Origin of the sequence: Natronomonas salsuginis, assembly GCF_005239135.1 — an archaeon.
Classification (GTDB): domain Archaea; phylum Halobacteriota; class Halobacteria; order Halobacteriales; family Haloarculaceae; genus Natronomonas; species Natronomonas salsuginis.
Genome location: NZ_QKNX01000008.1, coordinates 16,461 through 37,327, shown reverse-complemented (window position 1 = coordinate 37,327; position 20,867 = coordinate 16,461). Strand labels below are relative to the sequence as shown.

22 protein-coding genes and 1 tRNA gene are annotated in these 20,867 nt (G+C 65.4%); 3 read left to right on the top strand and 20 right to left on the bottom strand.

Features of this window, described 5'->3' with window-relative positions; translation table 11 throughout:
- Positions 1–4: 4 nt before the first annotated feature.
- A complete protein-coding gene (gene ppsA / locus DM868_RS14160; RefSeq protein ID WP_137277490.1) occupies positions 5–2,290 on the bottom strand; it encodes a phosphoenolpyruvate synthase in 2,286 nt (761 codons plus the stop codon).
- A 118-nt stretch (positions 2,291–2,408) separates the two neighbouring features.
- Positions 2,409–3,311, bottom strand: a complete 903-nt coding sequence (locus DM868_RS14155; protein ID WP_137277489.1) for a PhzF family phenazine biosynthesis protein — start codon at positions 3,309–3,311, stop codon at positions 2,409–2,411.
- Between the two features lie 108 nt (positions 3,312–3,419).
- Between DM868_RS14155 and DM868_RS14150 the strand changes: the two genes are divergently transcribed.
- Complete coding sequence (locus tag DM868_RS14150; RefSeq protein ID WP_137277488.1) at positions 3,420–4,112, top strand: phosphoribosyltransferase; 693 nt, start codon at positions 3,420–3,422, stop codon at positions 4,110–4,112.
- 260 nt (positions 4,113–4,372) lie between these two features.
- Here DM868_RS14150 and DM868_RS14145 read toward each other — a convergent pair whose 3' ends face one another.
- The 18 genes from DM868_RS14145 to DM868_RS15690 form a co-directional block, all read right to left on the bottom strand.
- Positions 4,373–5,464 (bottom strand): segregation and condensation protein A, encoded by a 1,092-nt coding sequence (locus tag DM868_RS14145; protein WP_246049145.1) that lies wholly within the window; start codon positions 5,462–5,464, stop codon positions 4,373–4,375.
- Positions 5,457–9,035, bottom strand: a complete 3,579-nt coding sequence (gene smc, locus DM868_RS14140; protein WP_137277487.1) for a chromosome segregation protein SMC — start codon at positions 9,033–9,035, stop codon at positions 5,457–5,459. The genes DM868_RS14145 and smc overlap by 8 nt, the downstream gene beginning before the upstream one ends.
- Positions 9,036–9,056: 21 nt before the next feature.
- Positions 9,057–9,353, bottom strand: a complete 297-nt coding sequence (locus DM868_RS14135; RefSeq protein WP_137277486.1) for a DUF7518 family protein — start codon at positions 9,351–9,353, stop codon at positions 9,057–9,059.
- A gap of 86 nt (positions 9,354–9,439) precedes the next feature.
- Positions 9,440–10,741: a histidine--tRNA ligase gene (hisS, locus tag DM868_RS14130; protein ID WP_137277485.1), complete on the bottom strand. Its 1,302-nt coding sequence runs from the start codon at positions 10,739–10,741 to the stop codon at positions 9,440–9,442.
- 118 nt (positions 10,742–10,859) lie between these two features.
- Positions 10,860–11,135, bottom strand: coding sequence for a DUF5808 domain-containing protein (locus tag DM868_RS14125; RefSeq protein WP_137277484.1), 276 nt, complete (start codon positions 11,133–11,135; stop codon positions 10,860–10,862).
- A 49-nt stretch (positions 11,136–11,184) separates the two neighbouring features.
- On the bottom strand, positions 11,185–12,807 hold the full coding sequence (locus tag DM868_RS14120; RefSeq protein WP_137277483.1) for a bifunctional N(6)-L-threonylcarbamoyladenine synthase/serine/threonine protein kinase: 1,623 nt from the start codon (positions 12,805–12,807) through the stop codon (positions 11,185–11,187).
- Between the two features lie 3 nt (positions 12,808–12,810).
- The gene (locus DM868_RS14115) at positions 12,811–12,945 is read right to left on the bottom strand and encodes a 30S ribosomal protein S27ae (RefSeq protein ID WP_246049143.1); all 135 of its coding nucleotides are present in this window, start codon (positions 12,943–12,945) and stop codon (positions 12,811–12,813) included.
- Between the two features lies 1 nt (position 12,946).
- Positions 12,947–13,285: a 30S ribosomal protein S24e gene (locus tag DM868_RS14110; RefSeq protein WP_137277481.1), complete on the bottom strand. Its 339-nt coding sequence runs from the start codon at positions 13,283–13,285 to the stop codon at positions 12,947–12,949.
- Positions 13,286–13,347: 62 nt separating this feature from the next.
- Positions 13,348–13,542 (bottom strand): hypothetical protein, encoded by a 195-nt coding sequence (locus DM868_RS14105; RefSeq protein ID WP_137277480.1) that lies wholly within the window; start codon positions 13,540–13,542, stop codon positions 13,348–13,350.
- Between the two features lie 31 nt (positions 13,543–13,573).
- On the bottom strand, positions 13,574–14,113 hold the full coding sequence (locus DM868_RS14100) for a GTP-dependent dephospho-CoA kinase family protein (RefSeq protein ID WP_137277479.1): 540 nt from the start codon (positions 14,111–14,113) through the stop codon (positions 13,574–13,576).
- 1 nt (position 14,114) lies between these two features.
- Positions 14,115–14,312 carry a transcription elongation factor subunit Spt4 gene (gene spt4, locus DM868_RS14095; RefSeq protein ID WP_137277478.1) on the bottom strand — a complete coding sequence of 66 codons (198 nt, stop codon included), beginning with the start codon at positions 14,310–14,312 and terminating at the stop codon, positions 14,115–14,117.
- Positions 14,313–14,882 (bottom strand): DNA-directed RNA polymerase, encoded by a 570-nt coding sequence (locus DM868_RS14090; RefSeq protein WP_137277477.1) that lies wholly within the window; start codon positions 14,880–14,882, stop codon positions 14,313–14,315.
- A 1-nt stretch (position 14,883) separates the two neighbouring features.
- Positions 14,884–15,258 (bottom strand): DUF188 domain-containing protein, encoded by a 375-nt coding sequence (locus DM868_RS14085; RefSeq protein ID WP_137277476.1) that lies wholly within the window; start codon positions 15,256–15,258, stop codon positions 14,884–14,886.
- A complete protein-coding gene (locus DM868_RS14080; RefSeq protein ID WP_137277475.1) occupies positions 15,258–16,487 on the bottom strand; it encodes a translation initiation factor IF-2 subunit gamma in 1,230 nt (409 codons plus the stop codon). Before DM868_RS14080 ends, DM868_RS14085 begins: the two co-directional genes overlap by 1 nt.
- A gap of 84 nt (positions 16,488–16,571) precedes the next feature.
- On the bottom strand, positions 16,572–17,150 hold the full coding sequence (locus DM868_RS14075) for a DUF7090 family protein (RefSeq protein WP_137277474.1): 579 nt from the start codon (positions 17,148–17,150) through the stop codon (positions 16,572–16,574).
- A 161-nt stretch (positions 17,151–17,311) separates the two neighbouring features.
- Positions 17,312–17,385, bottom strand: a tRNA-Lys gene (locus DM868_RS14070).
- 40 nt (positions 17,386–17,425) lie between these two features.
- A complete protein-coding gene (locus DM868_RS14065) occupies positions 17,426–18,079 on the bottom strand; it encodes a DUF7119 family protein (protein WP_137277473.1) in 654 nt (217 codons plus the stop codon).
- 64 nt (positions 18,080–18,143) lie between these two features.
- Positions 18,144–18,272 (bottom strand): hypothetical protein, encoded by a 129-nt coding sequence (locus DM868_RS15690; RefSeq protein WP_281280728.1) that lies wholly within the window; start codon positions 18,270–18,272, stop codon positions 18,144–18,146.
- A 306-nt stretch (positions 18,273–18,578) separates the two neighbouring features.
- Here DM868_RS15690 and DM868_RS14060 point away from each other — a divergent pair, with 306 nt between their 5' ends.
- A complete protein-coding gene (locus DM868_RS14060; RefSeq protein ID WP_137277472.1) occupies positions 18,579–18,920 on the top strand; it encodes a hypothetical protein in 342 nt (113 codons plus the stop codon).
- An 86-nt stretch (positions 18,921–19,006) separates the two neighbouring features.
- On the top strand, positions 19,007–20,761 hold the full coding sequence (locus tag DM868_RS14055) for a nitrite/sulfite reductase (RefSeq protein ID WP_137277471.1): 1,755 nt from the start codon (positions 19,007–19,009) through the stop codon (positions 20,759–20,761).
- Positions 20,762–20,867: the final 106 nt, after the last annotated feature.

Genomic DNA, 20,867 nt, shown 5'->3' with positions numbered 1-20,867 from the left:
CCGTTTACCGGACCGAATCGAGCAGCAACTTCTGCTCTTTCCGTTTGACTTCGTGTTGGACGTCGCGAACAGCGTCGATGTTCGCGGAGATCGAGGAGACGCCCTCCGTGACGAGGAACCGAACCATGTCTGGTTTCGAGCCGGCCTGTCCGCAGATGCTCGTCGCGACGTCGTGCTCGCGACAGGTCTGAATCGTGTCGCCGATAAGTCGAAGCACCGCGGGGTGCAGTTCGTCGAACCGATCCGCCACGTGTTCGTTGTTCCGGTCGACGGCGAGGGTGTACTGGGTGAGGTCGTTGGTCCCGAAGGAGGCGAAGTCGATACCGGCCTCCGCCATCGCCTCGACGCCCAACGCCGCCGCGGGCGTCTCGATCATGACACCCCAGTTCCGTCGGTCGGGATCGATGCCCGCGGACTCCATCAGGTCCCGCGCCCGGATGACATCCTCCGCGTCGTTGACCAAGGGAAACATGATCTCGACGTTGTCGTAACCCATCTCGAAGAGGCGGCGAAACGCCTCGAGTTCGTAACCGAACAGTTCGAGTCGGTCGAGGCTGCGTCGGATCCCGCGATAGCCGAGCATCGGGTTGTGTTCGTGGGGTTCGTTCTCACCGCCCTCCATCTGGCGGAACTCGTCGGTGGGGGCGTCGAGCGTCCGCACGCGAACCGGCCGGGGGTAAAACTCGTCGGCGACGCCACGGACGCCGTCGACGATCTCCTCGACGTACGCGTCCTCGCCGTGATCTTCGATGTACCGCTCGGGCGTCTTGTTCGTCGAGAGGATCATATGTTCCATGCGGAGCAAGCCGACGCCGTCCGCGCCGGTCGCGGCGGCGCGTTCGGCGGCCTCTGGAATGGAGACGTTCACCTTCACCTCGGTCGCAGTCATCGGCTTGACCGGGTTCTGGGGTCGGACGTCGTCGACCGAATCGGTCTGCTCGTCCGGCTCGACGGCACCCTCGGTGACGCTCCCCTTGTCTCCGTCGATGGTGACGATCCGCCCGTCCTCGAGCTGTTCGGTCGCGCTGCCGGCACCGACGACCGCGGGCGCACCGAGCTCGCGGGCGACGATTGCGGCGTGGCTCGTCATGCCGCCTTCATCGGTGATGATGCCGCTGGCGCGCTTCATCGCCGGCACCATGTCTGGGGTGGTCATCTCGGTGACGATGATGTCGCCCTCGCCGACCTTGTCGAGCTGATCGAGCTTTCTGACGATTCGAACCGGACCCGATGCGATCCCCGGCGAGGCGCCGAGTCCGTTCAAGATTAGGTCGCCGCCGCCTTCGCCGTTGGCGGCCGCCTCGGCCGCCGATTCCTCCGAAATCGTCGTGATCGGACGGGACTGAAGCATGAACACCTCGTCGCCGACGATGGCCCACTCGACGTCCTGCGGTTCGTCATAGTGAGTCTCCGCGCGTTCGCCCAGCTCGACGAGTTTGGCGAGCTCTTCGTCGGCGAGGACGCGGGCGTTCCGCTTGTCGTCGGGGACCGCGCGCTCGACGGTCTCGCCCGTCTCCTCGTCTTTGAGCATCATGAGCTTCTTATCCGCGACCGTCGCTTCGACGGTCTCGCCCGTCTCGCGGTCGATAACGTAGTTATCCGGCGACACCGCGCCAGAGACGACCGCCTCACCGAGACCCCACGCGGCCTCGATGATGATCTTCGGCTTCCCGGTCGAGGGATGGGAAGTGAACATGACGCCCGACTTGTCGGCCTCCACCATCCGCTGGACGACGACGGCGATGTCGACGATATCGTGATCGAAACCCTGTTCGTTCCGGTAGTAGATCGCGCGCTGGGTGAACAGCGACGCCCAGCACTGTTTGATGCGCTCGATGAGATCATCGCGCGTGATGTTGAGGAACGTCTCCTGTTGGCCCGCGAAGGAGGCGGAGGGAAGGTCTTCCGCGGTCGCCGAGGACCGGACCGCGACGAACGCCTCGCCGTCGTCGAGGTCGTCGTAGGCCGCGAGGATGTCCTCGCGGACGGACCCTGGGATCTCCGTTTCGAGGATGAGTTCCTCCGCCTTTGCTTCGGCTCCCGAGAGCGCCTCGGAGTCGTCCGAATCGATCTCGACCGCGTCGAACAGTTCCTCGTCGATACCGGTCTCCTCGATGAACGCGCGATATGTCCCCGCGGTCACGACGAACCCCGGCGGGACGGGCAGTCCCGCGGCGGTCATCTCACCGAGAGATGCCCCCTTGCCGCCGACCGATCCGATGTCATCGGACCTGATTTCGTCCAACCAGAGTACGGGCGTATCGAGACTGTCTGTCCCGTCTGCTGTCATCGTTGGACGGTTTAGAGGCCCCCAACTTAGACCATTCGTTCGTCGTTCGACGTGTCCACGACCGAGGAGCGGCCACAAACGCAGGAGGGCGTCGCGAAGCGACTCGAACATCGCGTCGTCACGCTTCGATGATCTCGTCGGCCTCGAACGCGGGGACGGCGATCGTGCCGTCGAGCGCCGTCACCGCGCGGCCGCCGACGGCGATCGGGTCGGTCTCGCCGCGAACCCGTACCCGTCCCGGCCTGTCGACGAAGTGACCCTGCTCGAACGTCATCTCGTCCGGGAACTCGCCGTCGAAGGCGCCGAACTCCCGGAGATAAGCCGCGACTGCGCCTGAGGCAGTCCCCGTCACGGGGTCTTCCTCGATCCCGGCGCGAGGCGCGAACATCCGGCCGTGCAGCGTCGAGTCGCCATCGAGCGTGTCGAACGTGAACGCGTAGACGCCGGTCACGTCGAGCTCCACGCTCAGTGCTTCGATCGCCTGCAGGTCCGGCTCCAGTCCCGAAAGCGCCTGCAGGAAGTTCATCGGAACGACGAGATACCTGAGCCCCGTCGAGGCGATCGCCAGCGGAAGGTCGGCACCGATATCCTCGAGCGTCGCCGGGTCCGCCCCGAGCGCCGACGCGACTCGATCGTAGCCGAGATCGGAGCGAGTCACCGCCACGACCTCGCCGTCCATCCAGACCGTTTCGTCGTCGAGTTCGGTTTCGAGCGTGCCGACGTTCGTCTCGAAGGTGTGTGTGCCGTCCTCGATCCGTCCCGCTTCGGCCAACCATGCGACCGTGGCGACCGTGGCGTGCCAGCAGCGGTCGATCTCGCCCGCGGGCGTGAAGTAGCGAATTCGACGATCAGCCGCGTCGCTCGCGAGGAGGAACGCCGTCTCCGAGGCGTGCAGCTCGCGAGCGATCGCGGCCATCGCCTCCGTCGAAAGCCCGTCGGCGTCGGGGACGAGGCCGGCCGGGTTGCCCGAGAGCGGCTCGGTCGCGAACGCGTCGACGAGCAGTGTGCGTCGAGTATCCATGGCGGGCGTTCGGTCGGGCGCGTAAAAAGCCACCCGCCGATGCGACGACGACGACGACGATGTCTGTGAGGTCGGCAGCTATTAGGTCCGACACCGACCAGAGGTGGTATGAGCGACCTCCCGGAGGAGTTCAACTGCACCGTCACCAACTGGGAGTACATTTACGGCCTCTGTCGCGAGGTGGCCGACGCGATCAAGGCTGCCGAGTTCGACCCCGACGTGGTCGTCGCGCTGGCACGCGGCGGCTGGTTCGCGGGACGGTGTATTTGTGACTTTCTCGGGCTCGACGACCTGACGAGCCTGAAGATGGAACACTACATCGGAACCGGTGTGAAGGCCGACGAACCACAGGTGAGGTATCCGATGCCGGAGGGCAGCGTCGAGGACAAAGACGTCCTCATCATCGACGATATCGCCGACACCGGCGGCTCGATCCGGCGCGCTCACGAGTACGTCATCGAACGGAACGCAGCCTCGGTCCGGACCGCGACGCTGCAGCTGTTGCAGACGAGTGAGTTCGACCCCGAATTCGTCGGCGAGCGCCTCGAGACGTGGACGTGGGTCGTCTACCCGTGGAACTTCATCGAGGACATGATCGATCTCATCGGCGGCGTGATGGCGAAGGCCGACGCCGAGGCGTTCACCAGCGAGGACGTTCGCCACTACCTGTCGGTGTATCACGACCTCGAACGCATCGAGATGGAGGTCGCTCAGCCCGGCCGACTCGATGAGGTGCTCTCGGAGATGGAGCGCCGGGGGGTCGCGGATCGGAGCGAGGACGGCTGGCGGCTCGCCGAGTAACGTCCCGGCTCACCGCCGTCAAGCGTGTTCGTGGACGTACGACAGCGCCGTGATCACGTCGTCAGGGTCGACGCGCTCCCGTGTCTCCGCCAGCCGTTCTCGGAACTTTCGTGCATCGATGGTACGTTTTGCCATATGTATTAGTTATTATGTACATCTAGTGGAACCTTCCCAAAGCGCGGGTGAAAAACCAAGCGCTCGACGTGGAGAAATTTGTGACACCCCTACGGGGGACGAACCGCGGCCGACCGCAGTCCGCCTCAGTCGTCGGCCGAGGCGGGTTCCTCGACCGGAGTCGTGGCAGGATCGCGAACCCACAGATCCCCGAAGAGATCGTCCTGTTGGAGCCGAATTTGCCCCCGGTGCGCTAAAAACAGCAGCCCGAGGAACGTGTTGACGACGCTGCCGCCCGCCTCTCGAACCTCCGCGAACAACACCTCCTCGCGACCTCGGTCGTAGTGCGTCCGGAGCGCGCGGTAGACGTCGTTGATGATGTCCTCCATGTGCTCGTCGTGGGTCTGGCCGGTCACCTCCTCGGCGGTCGGCTCGTCGTCCAGCCGGAAGTCGTCGCCCGTGTGGTAATCGAGCGTCTGCGTCCCGCGGCTGTAGCCCGACGGGGAGCCGGAGGTGTCGTACGTCCGCGAGGACTTCCACCACGTGTCACGCTCGTGTTCGCGGAGGTCCCGAACCAGTTCGTCGAGCGTCTCGGGCATTCCGCGCGCGCGCTTTCGCTCGATCCGCCGGTCCATCTCCCGTTCGAGCCGATCGAACGGGTCCGGCTCGAACCCCTCGGGCTCCTCGCCGGGGGCGAGCTCCCACGGCTCCGGCTCGAACTCTGGCTCCTCGGGCTCGTCGTCGGCCCACATCGCGTCGCTTTTCATCCGCAACAACACGGAGGCGTAAAACAGCGCCCGTCCGCCAGTCCGCAGATCCGAGCCGTCGAGCCGATCGAGGAACTTGTCCGTTACCGTCACCACGTCTATGTCCCACGGATCGATCTCACCGTCGTCGGCCAACTGGACGAGCAACTCGACGGGTTCGACCTCGTCGTCGGCGCTCTCGCGGGGATCGGAGACGTCGAACTCGGAGAGGATGCCGTCGTCGTCAGCGTCCGCCTCGCGGCGCTTCTTCTCGGCGTCGTGGCCCGCGATGTTCAGCGGGATCTCGTCAGCCGCTCCGCCGTCAGTTCGGAGTTCGGAACGGTCGTTCTCGCTGCTCGCGTGTCGCCGCTCCGCTCCTCCCGCTCGCATCTTCGAGGATTCGCTTCGCTCATCCTCGCTGCTCGCGAGTCGCCGCTCCGCTCCTCCCGCTCGCATCTTCGAGGATTCGCTTCGCTCATCCTCGCTAGTCACCAGCAGCCACCCCCATACTCGACAGGTCGATCCCCGTCACGGCCGACACGTTGTCCTCTTGCATCGTCACGCCGATGGCGCGCTCGGAACGCTCCAACAGCGCCGCTCGGTGGGAGACGACCACGAACTGCGCGTCGCCAGCCAGCTCCTCGACCATCTCGCCGACCATCTCCGCGTTCGCGGCGTCGAGGAAGGCGTCGACCTCGTCGAGCGCGTAGAACGGGGCCGGGTTGTACCGCTGGATGGCGAAAATGAACGCCAGCGCCGTCAACGACTTCTCACCGCCGGACATCGCGTCGAGACGCTGGACGGGCTTGTCGCCCGGCTGGGCCTTCATCGTCAGCCCGCCCTCGAAGGGGTCGTCGGGATCCTCGAGGACGAGTTCGCCGCTTCCGCTCGACAGCCGCGCGAAGATGTCCTCGAACTCCTCGTTGATACCCTCGTAGGCATCCATGAACGTCTCGCGCTTGCGGGACTCGTACTGGTCGATCCGGTCCCTGATCTCGTCGGCCTCCTCGATCAGCGTCTCGCGTTTCGACTCCAGATCGTCGAGTTCGCCCTCGACCTCGTCGTACTCGTCGATCGCGAGCATGTTGACCGGTTCGAGCGCGGTCATCTCGGCGTCCAGTCGCGTGATCTCCGATGTGACCGTCTCGTGGTCGGGGATCTCCTCGGGATCGTACCCCTCGACCTGCGAGTCGAGTTCGTCGACCTCCCACTCCAGTCGCGATTCGGCGTCCCGGAGCTCGTCGAGTTTCGACGCGACGCGGGAGACAGCCTCCTTCTGCTCGTCGCGTGCCGCCTTCGCGTCGGCGAGTTCGTTTTTCAGCTCCTCGCGGTCGGCTTTGAGATCGGTCAACTCCTCTTCGAGGTCGGCGACGGCGGCCTCCTTCTCCTCGAGCGTCTCCCGTTCGGCCTCGATGTCGTCTTCGAGGTCGATGATGCGCTCTTCGGCCTCCGCCTTCTTGTTCTGAGCCGCCTCGATGTCGTCGTGGAGCTCCTCGATGGCTTCCTCGGCGTAGCGCTTCTCGAGTTCCAACTCGTTGAGGTCGCCGTCGATCTCGGCGATCCGATCCTCGAGCTCGCCGATCTCCTCGCGGATCTCCTCGGCGCGCTCCGTCAGTTCCGGGATATCGGAGTCGGCGATCTCTGCCTCGAGCTCCTCGATCTCGGACTCGACCGACGCGACCTGCTCGTCGATCGCGCCGATGTCGGCCTCGATGGAGTCCATTCGGTCGGCGACGGACCCCCGCTCTCCTTCAATCTCTTCGAGTTCGGTCTCGAGCGAGTCGATCCGGTCCTCGATCGATTCACGCTTCTCGTCGATCGATTCGATATCGGCCTCGATGTCTCGGACCTGCTCGGCGGCGTCCGTCTGGCGATCCCGCGCGTCGTCGAGCCGCGATTCGACGTCGCGCAGTTCGTCCCGGAGCGACTGCTTTCGGTCGTCGAGCTCCGTGATTCGCTCTGCGACCCGCTGGAGCTGTCCCTTGCCGCTTTTCGTGAACGAGTAGCGCGATCCCGAACTGGAGCCGCCGGTCATCGCGCCGGACTTCTCCACGAGATCGCCGTCAAGGGTGACGAGCCGGAACTCGCCCATCAGGTCGCGGGCCGTCTCCATGTCCTCGACGACGAGCGTGTCGCCGACGACGTAGGAGAACACGTCGGCGTAGCTGCCGTCGAAGTCGATGAGGTTGTACGCGAAGTCGACCACACCCGGCAGATCGGGCGCGGACGGGAGCGATCGACCCCGCATCTTCGTCATCGGAAGGAACGTCGCCCGACCCGCGTTCCTCGATTTGAGGTACTCGATACAGCGCTGACCGACGCCGTCGTCGTCGACGACGACGTTCGCCAATCGGCCGCCTGCGGCCGTCTCACACGCCGTCGCGTACTCGGCGGCGACGCCGCCCAGCTGGCCGACCGTGCCGTGAACGCCGTCCATCTCGGCGTTCAGCACGGTGGTCACCGCGCGCCCGTAGGAAGTGTCGCCGCTCTCGCCGGCGCGTGCCTCCAGTTCGGCGTACTCCTGTTGTTTCGCCGAGATCTCGTCCTCGACGGCGTCGAGTTCCTCCTGCAGGTCGCGCTTTTCGACCTTGAGATCCTCGACGACCTCGGTGATCGTCCCCCGGTTCGCTTCGGCCTTCTCGAGTTCGTTCTCAAGATCGGCGCGTTCGGCCTCGAGTTCAGGGAGTTTCTCCTCCGCGGCCTCGATCTGCTCTTTCGTCTCTCGCTCCTCGTTCGTCCGCCGGCGCGACTCGTCGAGCAGTCGATCCTGCGTGCGCTGGAGTTCGTTCCGCTCGTCTTTCAGCTCCTGCAGCGCCTCGCGACGCTCTTCGAGGGCGTCGCGGACGGATTCGTACTCCGTGTCGACCGCCTCGATCTCGGATTCGACCTCCGCGAGCTCGGCCTCTTTCTCCTGTACGTCGGCCTTCAGCGAGGACTTCTCCACCTTCCGGTTTCGGATGTCGGCTTCGAGCTCCTCGACGGTCTCGCCCTTGCGGTCGATCTGGACGAACGCCTGCCGGCGCTTGGCCTCGGCCTCCTGGATGCGCTCGTTTTCGGCGTCGATGCGGTCTTCGAGCCGGGCGATCTCGCCTTTGATCTCCTCGATCTCGCGTTTGATCTCGAGCTGTTCGTCCTCCCCCTTCCGCTCGATCTCCGCGTTGAGATCGGCAAGGTCCTCCTCGAGTCTGGTGAGGCGACCCTGTCGTTCGTCGAGTTCGCGTTGCAGGTCGTCCAGTTCGGCCTCCCGGTCGTCGATCCCCTCGCGAACCGCCTCGAGTTCGCCGCGCTTCTCTTCGAGTTCCGCCGCCTTGAGATATCCCTCGTACTCCTCCTTTTCCGACTTGAGCTCTTTGTACTCCAGCGCCGTCTCGCGTTCGTCCTCGAGCCGATCCAATCGCTCGCGCTTCTCCTCGATCCGGAGTTCAGCCTCGTCGACGCGGTCTTGGACCGTCTCGAGCTCGCCGAAGGCGTCTCCCTTTTTGTCGTCGAACTGGGCGACGCCCGCGATCTCGTCGATGATCGCCCGGCGGGAGCCCGAGGTCATCGTGATAATCTCGGTCACGTCACCCTGCATGACGACGTTGTACCCCTCCGGCGTGACGCCGGCCTGAGCGAGCAGATCACGGATGTCAGAGAGGTTCACAGAGCGGCCGTTGAGGTAGTAATACGAGTAGTAGGTCTCCTCGTCGGTCTGTTTGACGCGCCGCCGGATCGAGATTTCCTCGATATCGCCGATCTTTTCGGAGCCAGCCGCCGAGACGACCTGCTCGCGCGCCAGCGTGCCGTCGTCGTTGGCGAGGATCACCTCGACGCTCGCCTCGCGCTCGCCGCCGAAGTCGTCGGCGTCGTCGTCGTGACCGGGGTTGTAGATCAGATCGGTCAGCTTGTCCGCCCGAATGCCCGACGTTCGGGCGAGTCCGAGCGCGAAGAGCACCGAGTCGATGATGTTCGACTTGCCGGAGCCGTTCGGCCCGCTAATGGTAGTGAAATCCTCGTACAGCGGGATTCGGGTCTTGCGGCCGAAGCTCTTGAACTTGTCGAGGACGAGCGCTTTGATGTGCATGGGGTGTGGTGGTCGACCCGATCAGGCGACGATAATGTCGTCGCCGAGGGTGTCCGCCGTCTCCTCCGTCTCCCCCTCGCCGTCCTCGCTACTTTTGTGTGCCGATGTCTCGCCGTCGGTCGGGTCCTCGGCGTCTGACTCGTCGGACCGGCCGGATCGCGTGAGTCGTCCCTCCAGTACCTCGAGTTCGATACCCGCCTCGTCCTCGATGGCTCCCAACCGCTCTTTCGTTTCGACGAGTTCGTCTGTCAACCCGTCGATCGTCGCCTCGAGTTGCCGCACTTTGGCCTCGAGTTCCTCCACTCGGTTCCCAGACATACATCCGTTTCGTCCCCCCGAACGTATAAATGTGCGTCAGACGTTACCACCGCTTCGCACGAGCAGCGGCGATCGATAAGCGGTGCTTACTCGGCGTACTCGTCATACGTCGGTCGCCCCTCCGCTGGCGGAAACTCCGCCAGCGGCACCTTCGTCTGCTCGCCGGAGCGCATGTCCTTGATCGTCACGCAGTCGTCTTCGAGGTCCTGTTCGCCGACGATCACGACCGTTTCGGCACCGATGCCGTCGGCATACGAGAGCTGGTCGCCAAAGCCCCGACCGTGCAGATCCGACTCGACGACGTGACCGAGTTCGCGGAGGTCGCGTGCGATCCTCGCGGCCACGTCACGGGTGTCGCCGACTGTCAACACGTAGTAGTCGGTCTCGACGGTCTCGTCGGGCCAGACGCCGGCGCGCTGACACAGAAGCGACAGCGTCTCGTGGCCGATGCCGACGCCGACGGCGGGGGTCGGCTGCCCGCCGAAGCCCCCGATGAGGTCGTCGTAGCGGCCGCCGCCGAAGACGGAGCGAGAGACCTCGCCGGCGGTGTCGAAACACTCGAAGACGACGCCGGTGTAGTAATCCAGCCCGCGCGCGGTCTCGAGCGACACGGTGCAGTACTCGCGAACGCCGAAGTCCGCCGCGGCCTCGAGGACCGCGCGCAGGTTCTCGACGGCGGCGGAAACGCGCTCGGTGTCGGCGAACGCGACGAGGTCGTCGAGGTCGTCCGTCCCAAGCACGTCGTCGAAGCGCTCGGCCTCGCCGCGCGAGAGCCCCGCGTCGACGAGGAGGTCGTAGTACGCCTTGCGGTCGATCTTCTCGCGTTTGTCGACCGCGCGGATCGCGTCCGCGGTCTCGACCTCGCTGTCGAGCGATTCGAGCAGGCCGCCGAGGATGTCGCGGTGGGAGACGCGGAACTCGAACTCGTCGACCTCGAGGCCGAGGTCCGTCATGAGGTCGGCGGCGACGGCGAGGATCTCGGCGTCGGACTCCGGCCGGCTCGATCCGAAGATGTCGACGTTCGTCTGGTAGAACTCCCGAAATCGCCCCTGTTGGACCTGTTCGTAGCGCCAGAAGGAGCGAGTCGAGAACCACTTGATCGGCCGGGAGAGCGCGCCCTGCCTGGCGACGACCATCCGGGCGACCGTCGGCGTCAGCTCCGGCGTCAGCGCGACCGATCGGCCCCCTTTGTCCTCGAAGGCGTACAGTTCGTCGACGATCTCCTCGCCGGATTTGTCGACGTACATCTGCGTTCGCTCGAGCGCCGGCGTCCCGATCTCCCGGAAGCCGTACCGCCGGACGCGTTCCTCGATGGTGTCCGTGACCGCCCGGCGGGCGGACATCTCGCCGGGGTAGAAATCCCTGAATCCCTTGAGGCCGTCGTACATGGCCTGAAGTTCGGTGGCGAGACCCTAAAAGGTGCGATCCTCGTCGGTCGGGCGACGATCGAGATCACGTCGCCAGGGCTATCCGACATCGTGAAGAAACAGAGAGTGTCCGTGGCGATCAGTCGTCGACGATCACTTCGACCGGTTCCTCGCCGACCTCCTCGTCGACGGAGCCGGTCGATCCCTGCTGTTGGTAGAACAGCGCCGCCGCGACGCCCAGCACGATCCACGAGCGCCAGTTCGCCAGGTTCAGCGTGTAACCGATCCCAAACGGTTTCTCGACGAGCATCCCCTTTCCTGGCTGCCAGTACGCCGATAGCATCCGCCCGAGAGAGGGTCGAGCGAAGTTATACGGAACCCCGAACAGTTCGCCGGATTGTGGCTTCTCGGTCATGCTCGCTCCTACGAGAGGGCGGGACTTATAGACATGCCCTCGCGCTCGATCACTGGTAGCGACCGCGGGTTTCGATCTCCCGCAACCGGCCAAGAACCCGCTCGTCGCCGACAGCTCGGTAGGCGTCCTCGAAGGCGCCGATGCACGCCGCGGGATCGTCGGCCGTGCCGGCGACCGCGCCCTCGAAGACGTGCAGATCCATCGCGTAGTCCTCGACGTGATCGCTGTGGTAGCCGAGGCCGAAGTCGATGAGATAGACGAGGTCGTCGGCGGCCTCACCCCGACGGACGCGAACGTTTCGCGGCGTCGGATCGCCGTGGACGAACCCCGCGCCGTGACACCGCGCGAGGTGCTCGCCGACCCGCCGAACGCGCGTCTCGGAGATCGCGTCCCGGAGGTCGGCGTCGCCGACGAACTGGAGTTCGAGCAGTCCCTCGCGGGGATCGACGTCGAAGACGACCGGCGTCGGGACGCCGACGCGACGGGCCTCGCTGGTCAACCGCGCCTCCGAACGCGTCCGCCGTCGCCGAAGCCGGGCGTCGAGTTCGGGGTGTCGATACGCCTTCGAGAGCCGACGTTTGTACGCCGATCCCCCGTCGCGGTCGAGGTCGACGATCGCCTCCGCGCCCCGCGTTTGCGCCGGCTCCGTGCCTGTGGGGGCTCGATCACTGCCGTCGTCCGCTCGCCACGTCACGGGTACCTCGTCGGGGCGGAAGTCCGGTCGAACCCGCGACTCATCGATCGTGATCGTGTCGCCGGCCTCGTACATTTTCGCGCCGAGGACCGCGATCATGCCGGCGTTGTCGCGGAGAAATCGCGGTTCCGGCGCGTAGAACGACGCCCCGCGCTCGGCGCACATCGTCTCGAGCATCTCGCGAAGCCGCCCGTTTTGCCCGACGCCGCCGCCGAGGACGAGTTCGTCCGCGCCGGTCAAAGAGAGCGCGCGCTCGCTCACCTCAGTGAGCATCGCGAACGTCGTCTCCTGGAGGCCACGGCAGACGTCTTCGACCGGCGTCCCGTCGTCGATGGCGTCCTGCGCCGCGGAGGTGATCCCGGAAAACGAGAAGTCCATCCCCTTGACGACGTAGGGCAACGCGACGTACTCACCGTCTTTCGCTCGCCGTTCGACCTTCGGCCCGCCGGGATGCGTCCAGCCGACGTGGCGGGTGAACTTATCGATCGCGTTGCCGATCCCCGTGTCCATCGTCTCGCCGAGCACCCGGTACCGCCCGTCGTGATAGCCGAGCACGTGGGCGTTCGCCCCCGAGGCGTTCAGGCAGACGGGTGCGTCGAACCCCGATCGGTGGCGACCGATCTCGAGGTGAGCGACCATGTGGTTGACGCCGACGAGCGGGAGGTCGAGCGATCCGGCGAGCGCGCGGGCGGCGGTCGCGGCGATCCGCAGACACGGTCCGAGTCCTGGCCCGCGGGAGAACGCAATCGCGTCGATCGCCCCGCCCGGAGCGCCGTGTTTCGATTCGACCAGTTCGACGGCCTCGGCGACGACCGCCGGGATTGCACTCCGCATGTGTTCGGCTGCCTCGCGCGGGTGGATTCCACCGCTGTCGGGTTGGTAGGCATCGGAGAAGATCCGAACGTCGTCGCCCGTGACGTCGAAGACGGCCGCGCTAGCGCACCAGGCGGTCCCCTCGATACCGAGCACGCGGGTCACGGCCTAGTTGAATTCGGTGTAGCTGCACTTGCCGCAGTGTTTACGGTCGCCGTACTCGCCGAGAAACGTGTCGCCGCAGCGCGGGCAGTGCTCGTGATCCGTGGTGCCGTCCTCGTTGTACAGTTCGTAGCGCGCCATCTCAGGCTTCCTCCGCTTCGACCTCGGCATCGGCGTCGACGTCGTCGTCGGCGTCGTCCGCCCCGGCGATCTTGTTGCGTTCGAGGGCGTGGCCCTGCTCGACGGCCTGGGCATGTTCGGCGTCGTCGTAGACCTTCGCGTGACCGATGGTCTTTCGCATCCCGTACTTCGTGTCGAGCATCCGAACGACGACCTCGCTCGCGTCCTTGTTCAGCTTCGCGGCGAGCGAGTCTCGAACCGAAAGCCTCGACGGCGTCGCTTCCTCGTGGGTCAGCTGGAACCGGACGTCGGTCCGGTGCAACATCGGATTTTCGTCTTCGTCGATGATTTCGACTTCCATGGTTACGTTGTCCGAACGTTTCGCCGAAACGCGTAAAAGGATTTCGAAGCCGCAGACGGACGCTACGCACCGATTCGACGATCGTACAGCTCACGTCCGACCTCGATGAGCAACACGACGAGGAGGGCGACCACGAACGGGAATCCGGCCGGTTGCCAATCGCCACCCTGCACGCCGTACAGATAGACGTTCCCGACGACGATGATCGCGCCACCGATGAGGAAGGGCCAGTACTCGCGTACCCACGCTCGGTCCATGCCCGTCCGACGGGTCGATGTGTAAAAAGCGCTACGGGGCGAGGATTTCGGCGATCCGCTCGTAATCGCTCTCCATCCGCTCTAAGAGGTCCCGACAGCGCGCCCTGGTCTCGTCGGAGATCGACACGAGCACCATCCCCTCGTCGGGTTGCCCGTAGACGATCGAGCCGCCCTCGGGGACGGCGAGCACGGCCGGAATCGCGGCGAGGTCCTCCTCGCCGTCGACGACGATGACGGTCGACGCCGACCGACCGACCGCGCTCGCGAGCGCCTCGAGGAGATCGTCGGTGATCGTCGATTGGGGGTTCACGACGTCGATCCGGTCGTCGAAGCCGTCGATGGCGTCGAGCACCTCGCGCTCGACGCGCTCGCGCTTCGTCTTTCCGTCGACGATGGCGATGTCGGGGCGCCGGTCGGCTTCCAGAAGGTGGTACGTGACGATGTCGCCGACTGCGACGATCGGGTCGCCGGCCTCGGCGAGGAGTTCGTCGGTGTCGGTGTAGATCGGGCCGAGCGGCGCTTTGAGATCCTCGCGCATCTCGATCGGGAGCTTCGCCAGAATCGTCGACATCTCAGCGGACCTTCAGCGCGTATCGACCTGCTTCTGTGATCCCCATCGCCTCGGCGATCTCGCTCTGGTCAGGGTGGGCGATGACGACGTAGCCGGCCCAGTCCTCGCTGAGGGAGTTCGAACCGCACGCCGGACACTGCTCGCCGCTCTCGACGTCGAGCACGCGGTGACAGTCGCGACACACCAGTCGAGTCGCCATCTAATCACCCGCCTGCGCCTCGCGGCGCTGCCGTTCGTCCTCGAGCCAGCCGTGCTTGCCGAGCCCCGGCTGCTTCGCGGTCAGCCCGATCTTCGAGTCGCGGGGGTTCCGCTCGTCGATGCTCTTCGTGACGATTCGCGCGCGAACGGCGTCGCCGACGCTCAACACGCGGTTCGAATCCCGCGATGCGAGCTGTTGGTTCTCCCCGTCGTACGCCAGATACTCATCGGATATCTGAGAGACGTGGAGCAGCCCGTCGACCGGGCCGATCCCGACGAACGCGCCGAAGTTGACGACCTCGACGACCTCGCCGTCGACGACCTCCTGCATCTGCGGATCGAAGGTGACCGCGTCGAACTCGGCCTCGTAGTAGACGCCGGGACGGTTCGGAAGCACGGCGCCGTCGCCGATGTCGTGGACTTTCGTCACGGAGACGACGCTCCCGACATCCCCATCCATCTGTCCTTCGAGCTTGTCCTGCAGCAGCCGCTTGACCAGCTCGGGCGAGACGTCAGCGAGGAACCTGGGCGGAACCTCCACCGTATCTTTGAGTCGGACCCGTTTGTACATACTATGGTTCAGTGATCTCGAATTTGGTTCGCCCCCGTAAACAGATTACGGGAACGTTCGCTTCCAACAGCCGCCCTCTGAGCGGCATATCGCTCGTGACCGCGTAGTCGACACGCTCGGCGAGTTCGAGCACGGCGTCGTCGGCGTAGCTCGCGTCGTGGCCGACGGGGCGACACTCCCGCCGAGCGAGATCGGCACCGACGCTCGCGGCCGTGGCCTCCTTCCCGTTCCCCTCCCCGAGCCGGTCGAGTTCGGCGATAACCGCCTCGGGAACGAGCGCTTCGTACTCCCCGAGGAGCCGATCGAGTTCCTCGAACGTCCTGACGCCGACCTCGACGGGGGCCATCAGCGCGTTCGCGTCGAGCACCACGCGCATCACCGCAGCGTCCCGACGCCGATGAGCCGCCAGCGCGCGCCGACGCGGCGGTTAATGGCGATCTTCGCGCCCTCGGGCGCACAGACGGGGCGTTTCAGATTGACCTCGCACTCGTCGTCGCGGGCGCTGGTCACCGCACCGACAGTTGTCGCCGTCCCGACGGTGAGCATCAGCGGTTCGCCGGTGTTGATCGGCTCGATCTCCTCGGCGTTCTCGCCGACGACTCGATCGAGCAGGTCGACGTCCATCGTGAACGCCTCCCGCGTGGGGGGCAGCGATCCCGGTGGGCCCGCGACCTGTCCGGCGAGCGCGTCGCCCTTCGTCAGCGAGGGATCGAGTCCCGTCCCGACGCCGAGCAGTCCGCCAGGCGTCACCTCGTCGACGAACTCGCCGCCCGCCTGAAGCGATCGGATCGTGGTCTCGACCGGTTGGTACTCGGACTGACCACCCTCCTCGACCTCTCGGCCGGGCTTGATCTCGATCTCGTCGTCGACCGTGAGACGGCCTCGGGTGGGCGATCCGCCGATGACTCCGCCGATGAGATCCTCCCACGTCGTCCCCGGTCGGTTGATATCGAACGAGCGGGCGACCTGCATTCGCGCGTCCGTGTCGGGGTCGCGCTCGGGTGTCGGGATCTCCTCCTCGACCGTTTGGATCAACAGATCGACGTTGACGTCGCGCTGGGCGGAGATCGGGACGATCGGCGCGTCCTCGGCGACCGTTCCCTCGACGAACTCCTCGATCTGCTCGTAGTTTCGCACCGCCTGTTCGCGATCCACGAGGTCGATCTTGTTCTGGGCGATGACGATGTTCTCGATCCCGATGATATCGAGCGCCATGAGGTGCTCTTCGGTCTGGGCGCGCGGAACCGGCTCGTTCGCCGCGATGACCAACACCGCACCATCCATGATCGCCGCGCCCGACAGCATCGTCGCCATCAGCGTCTCGTGACCGGGGGCGTCGACGAACGACACCGTCCGGAGGTGCTCGCTCTCGGAGCCGTCCGGACAGGTTTCGTCGACGGTGTAGCGCTCGGGCTCGTCGAGCCCCGGACACTCCCGGAACGTCGCGTCGGCGTAGCCGAGGCGAATGGAGATGCCGCGTTTCATCTCCTCGGAGTGTTGATCCGTCCACTCGCCGGAGAGCGACTCGACGAGCGTCGTCTTTCCGTGGTCGACGTGGCCAACCAGCCCGATGTTCACCTCCGGTTGTCGGTGTTTCTGCGTCATTTAGTAATGACGTGAATATCCACCCCTGCGACTGATAAACCTACTGTTCCGACGACGCTGGCAAGCCCACGCTTCGGCGGGGCGTTAAAAGTCGCTCTCGACGGTGCCGTCCGCGTCGAGGGTGACGACGCCGTCGAACAGCGTCTTGAACGCGTCGACAGTGGCCGCGTCGTGAACCTCCTCGGAGAGGTGAAACAGCCCGACTGCGTCGTACTCCTCGAGCAACGCGAGCAGTTTCTCGACCGTTTCGATGGCGCGCTCCTCATCGGCGTAGTACGCCATCTCCGTGACTGAGTCGAGGCTAATCCGCCGTTTGCCCCCGTGTTCGTCCAGAAATCGGCGGGTCGTCTCGACGATCCCGTCGAGGTCGTCGGGTGCGGAGACGTAGTGAACGTGCTCGGAGGATCGTCGCGAGTACCCACGCTCGACCGAGAGCGTGTCCAAGATGTCCGCTTTCGTCTCGTCCACGTCGTAGTACTCGAGTTTCTGTTGAACCTCGCGGGCGGTCGTCCGCGTCGAGATGACGAGGATCCGGTCCGTGTCCGTCTTCAGAAAGTCCGTGTCGATGCGGTCGGTCTCGCCGGTGCTCGGGTGGATCAGAAGGATTCCGGTGCCGCCCGGGATCGTCTCGGGCGCGTTCTCGATGGCGAGGTCGTAGTCCATGGAACGTCTGGCGTGCGGCGGTGCCTTAAATCATTGTTCGTCGCCGCGTCTCACGGCGGAAAGACCGTGATGAAAAGCGGCCGGGGGTGCGGTGAGTGTGTGAGGTCCGACCATCGATCTGTGCCGCTCCTCGCGTTCGCTACGCTCACGGATTCACTGCACGGGCCGAGAGGGATTCGAACCCCCGACCGTCTGGTTAAAAGCCAGACGCTCTGCCGAACTGAGCTATCGGCCCTCACCACTCCCTTACCGTGGTCGTCGATAAACTCTTTCGATTAGAGATACTCGATCAACGCTTGGGCGACGATCTGCCCGGGATCGGTCTCCTCAAGCGCGGCGTGCCGACGGAGTTCCCGATAGGTTCCCGGCGGCAACGAGACGGTGAGGCGCCCGAGATCGATTCCCTCGATCGCGAGCGCGTCCGCGACGCCTTGGCCCTCGTTGACCCCGGAGGCGATCGAGCGAACCTCTCGGACGGTCAAGTTGTGATCGAGGGTCGCCCACGCGAGGAGAAAACGTGACTCACCCGAGACACGGGCGATGTGTTTCGCCGCCGTCGGCGCGATCTCCCCCAGGGCGACGTGGCGACGGATCGACCGGGGGAGGTCGTGCACTCGGGCCCACTTTCGGATGAACGAGACCGTCGCCTCGCCGCCGGCCCGCTCGACGGCGGCCTTGTACGAACCGGTGCCGCGAACCAGCGCTGCGCAAGCGGCCGCCCCGCGGAGCATGTAGACGTTGTCCTCGCTCCCGGCGGTGTTCGAGGCGAACCGACGGACGGTGTCGGCGGCCTCGGCGACGCTTTCGGGGTCGCTCGGGTCGAAGCGGACCGCCTTCTCGCCCGCGACCGCCGGATCGCGACGGATGACCGGCTCGCCGACCGGCGACTCGCGGTCCGTTGGGGGATCGTCGCCGGGATTTTGACTCATGAGGCGGTGATACGGTAACGGGGGTGAAAAACGTCTCGCCGCGGCGTGCAGCGTACACACACGGTCACTCGTCTCGCTCGTCGGAGAGGTGCTCCCAGATCTCCGTACAGCCCGCACCCTCGACGATGTCGTCGAGGTGGCTCGTGTCGATCGGCTCCGGGTCCTCGTCCGCATCGTCGACGCGTCCGGTCATCGCCGATCCTCCTCGTACAGTTCGGGAGCGACGTCAGCAGATGTGTGCTGCCGCTTTGTCTTCCGCTGTCTGTCTCTCATTGGCCCGTCGTAGGTCCTGTCGAGTATTAAGCGACGCTGCACCCCTAAACGCTGCCCGAGATCCCGAATACCGGAAGCAACGTCCCCTTTCGACGACGAGCCGGCTCGACACATTCGGCCGGAGTACGTCGATTAAGTCGAAATCGTCCGTCACCGCAGTTCGTGACGCCCGGCAACCGCCGTGGGGTGTCGACGGGCTTACTCCGGGCGCGGACGTTTCGGGTGTATGGCGACCTCGGTACACCAACTCGACGACGGGGCGTGGCTGAGCGTCAACGACTCGCGCGTCGTGAACGTGAGCGACCTGTGGTGGCTCGCACGCCACGACGTCTGTTCGTGCGAAATGGCCGACTTCCTGGCCGAGAGGTTCGTCGAGATCGGCGTCGATCACCCGGCGATCGAGGGGCGGATCGCCGGGCGGTGCATCGAGTGCGGCGAGAGCGGCGTCACGGACTGGCTGACGCTCGGCCGCGTCGTCGATCCCGAATCGGGACGATTCTTCGGCGTCGACCCGGCGAGCGTCCACGTCCCGAGGCGCAGGCAGCGGCTCGCGTCGTCGACCGGGTAACCGGAGAGACTGTCCGCTACGGGGGAGTCGCGGGGAGGATTGACGACACGGGTGGTCGTATATGTTCGGCGACACTGCATCGCGGTATGCCGAGCAAGGTCGAGGGCTGGAAGGACGAAGCGTACGGGATGGAGGTCAAAGATCACCTCTATCGGTTCGCCGAGGAGGGCTGGAGCGCCATCCCGGAGGACGAACGCGACGCGTGGTTCGAACGGTTCAAATGGTGGGGGCTGTACCACCAGCGGAAGGGCCAAGAGGGCTACTTCATGATGCGAATCGGCCTCCCGAACGGCCGAATGGCGCCCGATCAGTTGCGCGTCGTCGGCGAGATCGCCGACGAGTACGCCAGAGGGCCGGTCGAGAACCCCGAATTCGGTGGCGCGTACTGCGATTGGACGACCCGACAGTCGATCCAACTGCACTGGATCCAGCTGGGGGACATCCCCGAGATATTCGACACACTAGAAGCCAACGGGCTCTCGACGATCCAGGCGTGTGGCGACTCGTGGCGGAACATCGTTGGTTCGCCCGTCGCCGGACGGGACAGAAAAGAGCACGTCAACGCGTGGCCGGTCATTCAGTCGCTCAACGAGGCGTTCACGGGCAACGACGACCACTCGAACCTCCCGCGAAAATGGAAGGTGGCCGTCACCGGTGACACCCGTGGATCGGGGCAGGCGGAGATCAACGACCTCGGCTTCGAGCCCGCGACGAAGGAGATCGAAGGTGAGGCGACGAAGGGATTCAACGTCACCGTCGGCGGCGGCCTCGCCCGCAAGGAACCACGCTTCGCCCGCGATATCGACGTGTTCGTCACGCCAGAGGAGGTCCCCGAGGTGGCCGGCGGCATCTCCGCGCTGTTCCGCGACCACGGCGACCGCGAGAACCGCTTCAACGCCCGGATCAAGTTCCTCGTCGACGAGTGGGGGCCCGAGAAGCTCCGGCACGTCCTCCAGGACGACTACGTCGACTTCGAGCTCCGGTCGGCCGGTGATGACCTCCGCGATCAGTACAGCTACAACGCCGGTAGAGCCGACGAGGTCGGCGATTACGTCGGCGTCCACGAACAGACGGACGGCGACTACTTCGTCGGCCTCTCGGTGCTCGTCGGGCGGATGGGGGCCGAGGACGTGATCGAACTCGCGGACCTCGCCGAGGCGTACGGCTCCGAACTGGTCGGCCTCACCCAGCGGCAGAACGTCATCGTCGCCGACATCGACGAGGAGGACCTCGATGATTTCCTCGCCGAGGAGTTGCTGCAGTACTACTCGCCAGAGCCACACCCGTTCCTCCGCGGGTCGATCGCCTGTACCGGCACGGAGTACTGCTCGCTGTCGATCGTCGAGACGAAGAACCGGATGGTCCGATACGCCCGCTGGCTAACCGACAACGTGGACGTCCCCGACGGCGTCTCGGAGTTCCACATCCACCTGTCGGGCTGTACGGCCTCCTGCGCGCAGCCCCAGATCGCCGACATCTCTCTGCGCGGGATGAAGACCCGAAAGGACGGGGAACCCGTCGAGGCGTTCGACATCGGCCTGGGCGGCGGCCTTGGGAAGAACCCACAGTTCGCCGACTGGGTGGAGATGCGCGTCGCCGCCGACGAGGTGCCCGGGTATATCCGGAACCTGCTCCGGATCTACGAGGACGAGCGGGCCGACGGCGAGTCCTTCCGCGAGTTCATCGCCCGCCACGACGAGGACGACCTCAACGGGCTCGCCGAGACCGAGGAAACGTCCTACGAAGATCCCTACATGGGGAACACGAAGATGACATGGTACCCCTACGCCGAGGACGCGGAGATGGACGCCTCGCCGGCCCCGTCGCTCGCGGACGACTGATAGTCGCCATCGGCCGCATTTTTAAGCGGATTAGCGGGGGAGCGACGGTGTTTATATACCCCTCTACTGCCACGCAACCGCGACGGAAGCAGTGCCCGTGGATCCT

Coding starts and splice junctions, on each gene's coding strand:
- ppsA (WP_137277490.1), bottom strand. CDS start 2,290: ATGACAGCAGACGGGACAGACAGTCTCGATACGCCCGTACTCTGGTTG.
- DM868_RS14155 (WP_137277489.1), bottom strand. CDS start 3,311: ATGGATACTCGACGCACACTGCTCGTCGACGCGTTCGCGACCGAGCCG.
- DM868_RS14150 (WP_137277488.1), top strand. CDS start 3,420: ATGAGCGACCTCCCGGAGGAGTTCAACTGCACCGTCACCAACTGGGAG.
- smc (WP_137277487.1), bottom strand. CDS start 9,035: ATGCACATCAAAGCGCTCGTCCTCGACAAGTTCAAGAGCTTCGGCCGC.
- DM868_RS14135 (WP_137277486.1), bottom strand. CDS start 9,353: ATGTCTGGGAACCGAGTGGAGGAACTCGAGGCCAAAGTGCGGCAACTC.
- hisS (WP_137277485.1), bottom strand. CDS start 10,741: ATGTACGACGGCCTCAAGGGATTCAGGGATTTCTACCCCGGCGAGATG.
- DM868_RS14125 (WP_137277484.1), bottom strand. CDS start 11,135: ATGACCGAGAAGCCACAATCCGGCGAACTGTTCGGGGTTCCGTATAAC.
- DM868_RS14115 (WP_246049143.1), bottom strand. CDS start 12,945: ATGGCGCGCTACGAACTGTACAACGAGGACGGCACCACGGATCACGAG.
- DM868_RS14110 (WP_137277481.1), bottom strand. CDS start 13,285: ATGGAAGTCGAAATCATCGACGAAGACGAAAATCCGATGTTGCACCGG.
- DM868_RS14105 (WP_137277480.1), bottom strand. CDS start 13,542: ATGGACCGAGCGTGGGTACGCGAGTACTGGCCCTTCCTCATCGGTGGC.
- DM868_RS14100 (WP_137277479.1), bottom strand. CDS start 14,113: ATGTCGACGATTCTGGCGAAGCTCCCGATCGAGATGCGCGAGGATCTC.
- spt4 (WP_137277478.1), bottom strand. CDS start 14,312: ATGGCGACTCGACTGGTGTGTCGCGACTGTCACCGCGTGCTCGACGTC.
- DM868_RS14090 (WP_137277477.1), bottom strand. CDS start 14,882: ATGTACAAACGGGTCCGACTCAAAGATACGGTGGAGGTTCCGCCCAGG.
- DM868_RS14085 (WP_137277476.1), bottom strand. CDS start 15,258: ATGCGCGTGGTGCTCGACGCGAACGCGCTGATGGCCCCCGTCGAGGTC.
- DM868_RS14080 (WP_137277475.1), bottom strand. CDS start 16,487: ATGACGCAGAAACACCGACAACCGGAGGTGAACATCGGGCTGGTTGGC.
- DM868_RS14075 (WP_137277474.1), bottom strand. CDS start 17,150: ATGGACTACGACCTCGCCATCGAGAACGCGCCCGAGACGATCCCGGGC.
- DM868_RS14065 (WP_137277473.1), bottom strand. CDS start 18,079: ATGAGTCAAAATCCCGGCGACGATCCCCCAACGGACCGCGAGTCGCCG.
- DM868_RS15690 (WP_281280728.1), bottom strand. CDS start 18,272: ATGACCGGACGCGTCGACGATGCGGACGAGGACCCGGAGCCGATCGAC.
- DM868_RS14060 (WP_137277472.1), top strand. CDS start 18,579: ATGGCGACCTCGGTACACCAACTCGACGACGGGGCGTGGCTGAGCGTC.
- DM868_RS14055 (WP_137277471.1), top strand. CDS start 19,007: ATGCCGAGCAAGGTCGAGGGCTGGAAGGACGAAGCGTACGGGATGGAG.